Below are 4,588 nucleotides of genomic sequence, written 5' to 3' on the forward strand. Positions count from 1 at the left end.
CAGATATCACCAATGTTCCGGAAGAATCCGGGCTTTCGAGCAGCTCGACGCCTTCGGTTGAGCCGGAGTCGTCTTCTTCGAGTGGATTGGAACTTTCAAGCAGTTCCGCACCTTCGTCGTCATCAGAAGAATCGTCTTCGTCGGAGAAATCCCCCGATAGAAAACTGACCGAAGCAGATGTAAAATGCGGCGCTATTAAGCCTAATCCTGTTGACGGTGATGAGTGCTCGTATAAAAACGATGACGGTGATTTAAGGAGTGTTGTATATGCTGGTAATCGTTGGAGAGAATTTAACGCTGATTCAACAATTAATCTGTGTTCTGAAAGCTATAATTCTCATAAACTGTATAAAAAATCGGGTGCGGATTATTATTACTGTGTATGGGGTGAATGGCTGCCTGCCGTTATGGTTCCTCAGCAGTATATGGACTCTCGAAAAGAGGGCTTGAGTGATGAAGAATATGATGTTTTGGATTTGCCCCAAAACGCCTCGATGGGTGACCGTGCCGAAGGAACGCTGGAACGTTGCGTTAATGGAGTCACTTTGGTCTATGACACTTTGTTGAACTGGGTGACCAAAACTTCAGCTTACTGTGTGGCTGAGAATCATTATCGATATCGCTCGAATGGTACTTGGACTTTGGAGACGGATGAAGATTTACAAAATGATAGCAGATTCCAAGAAATTGAGTGTACTGAAGGAAATCTTGGCGCTGTGTATGAACGAGATGGATTGACTTATAAGTGCGTTAATGTGCAGAAAGCCGTTTCTTGGAGTAAATACACAACCGCATATGATTGGAGACCTGGTGCTGTTGTGATTGATGCTAGTTTTAAAAGGTCAACCTTGGCAAGCCCTACGGAAGTTTGCAATGAATCGAATGATGGGAAAAAAGTAGTTGTTGATGCGGGTATAGAGGTTTCTTATCTTGGCGAATCTGTAACGCCTCAATGGCCGGTGCCTCTTGGAAGAAAACGAGAGCTTGATTACCAATGCAAATATGATTCTGAAAAAAACTTGGGTAAATGGGAATTAGTGGGTGATCGACGCATTGAATGATAAGACTAAAGAAGGGGCGTGAATATGCTTAATAAAATTTCTTTTTCTGCGATTGCGGCAATGGCTGCATTGTCAATGGTTTCGCTTACGGCTTGTAGTGACGAGAATCCAGATATCACCAATGTTCCGGAAGAATCCGGGCTTTCGAGCAGCTCGACGCCTTCGGTTGAGCCGGAGTCGTCTTCTTCGAGTGGATTGGAACTTTCAAGTAGCTCTGCACCTTTGATTGAACTGTCATCGTCATCGGAAAAATCTGGTGATAGCGTACAAGTTAAATTGAAGTGTGAATATGTGACCAAAGGTGCTGTTACGCGTTTTTTGGTGGAAAAATCTGGTGAAGTATTGAAGGATGTTTGCAGCGAACCGTCTCCTATTATTGGCAATGGCGTTTATGCAGAAGATTGTAATGCGGAGAATGAAGGTCGCGTTTTATCGCTGTGGGCCGGAAATGCCAAGTATGGGGGTATGTCGTATTACAGGTGTCAAAAAGACTCTTGGGTTAAAGGCGACATTAGCCTCACTTGCGATACCGCTGGCGTGGCTGTGGGTGACACTTGTCGAAAAACAGGAATGACTGGCTCGTTTCGAGCAAGTATGCCATATCCCCCATCTGGATATGTGTTTGTGTATGCAGGCGATGGTGTATGGAAACGGGCTGATCAAGCGCAGATTGATTCGCTGAATGCAAAACAGGAACGTCTTGATGCTGCGATAAAAGAACAATGTGGCGAGCCTGAGCTGGGTAAGAGCAATCAGTGTTGCTTTACGCCGCCTGCGGAGATTGCCAAGGAGCTTTCTTGGGAGGGAAGCGCACTCTACGAGTACGAACGCGATAGTCATGAATGGTTCCCGCGGGCATATTTTTCAAGCTCGGATTGTGGTGGGCAAGTGAAAGAAATAATAGAAGATTAACGCACTTTTTTAAGTGCTTCGAATTTTGGGATGGCTGACTGCCGTCCCATTTTTCTAAATTTTAGCCCGAAAATTTAATGAAGTCCTGCAAGCGACAAGACTGTTTGGCGGATTTGACGAATTCTCTCGTCTTTTGTCTTTCGTCTCTCGTCTAGCAGAACCATATTGAGGTACAAAGCAAATGGCAAAGTATAATCCGCAAGAAATCGAAACCAAGTGGCAAGCCTACTGGGAAGAACATCAGACGTTTAAGACTGGCGAAGATAAGTCCAAGCCGAAGTATTACTGCTTGGATATGTTCCCGTACCCGAGTGGTGCAGGCCTCCATGTGGGTCACCCGGAAGGTTACACCGCAACGGATATCATTTGCCGCTACAAGCGCAGCCGCGGTTTCAATGTGCTCCACCCGATGGGTTGGGACGCTTTCGGCCTCCCCGCTGAACAGTACGCCATCCAGACCGGTACGCACCCGGCCATTACGACCAAGAAGAACTGCGACAATTTCCGCCGCCAGATCAAGCGCCTTGGCTTGAGCTACGACTGGAACAAGGAAGTCAACACCACCGACCCGAAGTATTACAAGTGGACGCAGTGGATTTTCAAGCGCCTTTATGGCACCTGGTTCGATGAAGACCAGCAGAAGGGCCGCCCGATTGAAGAACTTCCGATCCCGGCCGATGTCGAAGCCAAGGGTAAGGACGAAGTCCGCAAGTATCGCGATGGCAAGCGCCTCGCTTACTACGCCGACGCTCAGGTGTGGTGGTGCAAGCACTGCAAGATTGTGTGCGCTAACGAAGAAGTTTTGAACGACGGTTCTCACGAAAAGTGCGGCACCAAGGAAGTGGAACGCCGTAACCTCAAGCAGTGGCTCATGCGCATCCCGCTGTATGGCGACCGCCTGCTGAAGGGCCTCGACAAGCTCGACTGGCCGCAGGGCGTCAAGGACATGCAGAAGAACTGGATCGGCAAGAGCTATGGTGCCGAAGTTGATTTTGCAATCGCCGATGCTGAAGGCAAGCCGACTGAAAAGAAGCTCCGCGTTTACACGACCCGTTGCGATACGCTGTTTGGTGCAACCTACATGGTCGTTGCTCCGGAACACGCTATGGTGCCGGAACTCACGACTGCCGAACAGAAGGCCGCCGTGGAAGAATATGTGCACGCCGCTGCCTTGAAGAGCGACCTCGATCGTACGGAACTCGCCAAGGAAAAGACCGGTGTGTTCACTGGTTCTTATGCTGTGAACCCGCTCACCGGCACGAAGATTCCGGTGTGGGTTGCTGACTACGTTTTGACGGGCTATGGCACCGGCGCTATCATGGCTGTGCCGGCTCACGATACCCGCGACTTTGACTTTGCAAAGAAGTTCAACCTCCCGGTTATCTGCATCATGGAACCGGACGCAAGCTGCCCCGAAGATGTAAAGCCGCTCGTGCTCAAGGGCGAAGCCTGCTGGGCTGCCGACGGCACCTACATCAACAGCGAAAATGCAACGCTCTGCCTGAACGGACTCAACAAGAAGCAGGGTATCGCCAAGGTCATCGAATGGCTCGAAGCCAACAAGATTGGTAAGGCCACGGTGAACTACAAGCTTCGCGACTGGCTCTTCAGCCGTCAGCGTTACTGGGGCGAACCGTTCCCGATTATCCATTGGGAAGATGGTGAAATCTCTACGGTAGACGATGCCGAACTTCCGGTGCTCTTGCCGGAACTCAAGGATTACAAGCCGGGTGACGGCGGACAGTCTCCGCTCGCTAACGCCACCGAATGGCTCCAGGTCGTCGATAAGAACGGTCGCAAGGGTATTCGCGAAACGAACACCATGCCGCAGTGGGCAGGCTCTTGCTGGTATTACCTCCGCTACATTGACGCTTGCAACGGTGACGCATTTGTGGCAAAGGAACTCGAAAAGTACTGGATGCCGGTGGACCTCTATGTGGGTGGTGCCGAACACGCCGTGCTTCACTTGCTCTACAGCCGTTTCTGGCACAAGGTCTTGTTCGATCTCGGCCTCGTCTCTACCGACGAACCGTTCCAGAAGCTCTTCAACCAGGGCATGATTCTTGCCTTCGCTTATGAAGATGCCGCTGGCTCCAAGGTCCCGACTGACGAAGTCGAAGAAAAGAACGGCAAGTACTTCAAGAAGGGAACCGACATCGAGCTCAAGCAGATTGTGGCGAAGATGAGTAAGTCCCTCAAGAACGTCGTGAACCCCGATGACGTGGTGCGCGACTACGGTGCCGACAGCCTTCGCTTGTACGAAATGTTCATGGGCCCGCTCGATGCAGTGAAGCCGTGGCAGACCAAGGGCATCGAAGGCATGAACCGCTTCCTCGGCCGCGCCTGGCGCTCCGTGGTGGGCGACGACGATGCCGCTCCGGTCTACGTTGACGAAACCGCTCCGGAAGCTATCGAGAAGGTGATGCACCAGACCGTCATCAAGGTCACGAACGACATCGAGAACATGAGCTTCAACACCGCGATCAGCCAGCTGATGATCTTCAACAACGAAATGATGAAGATGGACAAGCGCTACCGCGAACCGTGCGAAACCTTCGTGAAGTTGCTGCACCCGTTTGCCCCGCACATCGCCGAAGAAATGTGGAGCATCCTCG

General features: G+C 50.8%; 2 protein-coding genes and 1 pseudogene. All 3 read left to right on the top strand.

Going from position 1 to position 4,588, the window contains the following annotated elements:
* Window positions 1–1,061: pseudogene (locus B7990_RS14990) on the top strand (hypothetical protein); the annotation flags it as partial.
* A gap of 18 nt (window positions 1,062–1,079) precedes the next feature.
* Window positions 1,080–1,973: a hypothetical protein gene (locus tag B7990_RS14780; protein ID WP_141099303.1), complete on the top strand. Its 894-nt coding sequence runs from the start codon at window positions 1,080–1,082 to the stop codon at window positions 1,971–1,973.
* A gap of 181 nt (window positions 1,974–2,154) precedes the next feature.
* Window positions 2,155–4,588, top strand: a 2,434-nt coding sequence (gene leuS / locus B7990_RS14785) for a leucine--tRNA ligase (RefSeq protein WP_088641637.1), incomplete at its 3' end; no start/stop codon positions are given.

Source organism: Fibrobacter sp. UWB4 (assembly GCF_002210345.1).
In the GTDB taxonomy this organism is placed as follows: Bacteria; Fibrobacterota; Fibrobacteria; order Fibrobacterales; family Fibrobacteraceae; genus Fibrobacter.